This window comes from Priestia sp. SRI_019, from assembly GCF_057586255.1.
Map to the genome: position 1 here is coordinate 1 of NZ_JBYCZN010000027.1, position 1,190 is coordinate 1,190.

A 1,190-nucleotide genomic window follows, 5' to 3' on the forward strand; every position below is an offset into this window, starting at 1 on the left:
ACCAGGTGGTGCGCGTGTTCCGCACTGGTGACGGTGACAGCACCCGCCCGGTCGTGCACGTCGCACCTGTTGCACCGGTGGCGAAGCCAGTGGTGTCGACACCCGTGCTGACCTCGGTGGTCACACCCGCCGCGACGCCTGCAGCACCTGCGGCCAGGCCCGCCAGAACCCAGACAGACAACAACGCACCCGCGCCCGTCAAGGCCGCGGTGCCCACCCCACCGGCGCGCGCGCCGCAGCCTGCGAAACCCGCACCGGTGGCCAGCCGCACGAACGACACACCAGCTGTGGCGCCCATCCGGCCCACCGCTTCCGCCGCCAGCGCCACCAGCGAAGGCGACTGGGAAAGCTTCTGACCGATTCAACCCACATCACACACGGACTTCATTTCTCCATGTCATTCCATCAATTCAAGGTTGGCCAACGGCTCGGCGCCGGCTTCCTCAGCGTTGTGCTGCTGCTTCTGGCGGTCACGGCGCTGGCCTGGAACGGCCTGCGCTCGACGCAGGCGGCCACCGAACGCGTGATCGAGCTGGAGCACCGCGCTTCCGTGACCGAAGAGTGGGCCGCCAGCACCACGCTGAACATCAGCCGTGCCCTGGCCGTGGCCAAGTCCCGCGCCGACCCCGAGGTGGATGCCTACTTCAAGCCCCTGATCGCGCAGACGACCACGCGCATCAACGAGCTGCAGAAGACGCTTGAGGAAGAAGTGACCAGCACCGAGGGCAAGGCCCTGCTGGCAAAGATCGCCACCCTGCGCGGCGAGTACATCGACGTGCGGAAGAACTTCTTCGACGTGCTCAAGACCGGCGACGTCGCAGCCGCCAACCTGATCCTGTCGGGCAAGGTGCTGCCCGCGGCCGACCGCTACAGCGGCGCGCAGGGCGAGATGCTGGCGTTCCAGCGCGGCCTGGTGCAAACCGCCATGACCGATTCCGCCAACACCGTGAGCCGAAACGTGGCCTGGCTGGTGAGCCTGGCCCTGCTGGCCGTGGTGGTGGCCTCGCTGCTGGCGTGGCGCATCACCCGGTCGGTCACCGTGCCGGTGCACGAGGCCGTGGCCATCGCCTCGGCCGTGGCCGACGGCAACCTCGCGGTGCAGGTGCAGACCGACCGCAAGGACGAACTCGGCGACCTGCTCAAGGCGCTGGCCGCGATGAAGACGGCGCTGATCCAGACCGTGGGCCAGG

General features: G+C 68.5%; 1 protein-coding gene and 1 pseudogene. Both read left to right on the forward strand.

Annotation, left to right across the window (positions count from 1 at the left end; translation table 11 throughout):
- A pseudogene (locus AC2YJL_RS27615) lies at positions 1 to 356 on the forward strand (hypothetical protein); the annotation flags it as partial.
- A gap of 38 nt (positions 357 to 394) precedes the next feature.
- Positions 395 to 1,190: MCP four helix bundle domain-containing protein (locus tag AC2YJL_RS27620; RefSeq protein WP_487375094.1), on the forward strand; the 796-nt coding region annotated here is incomplete at its 3' end.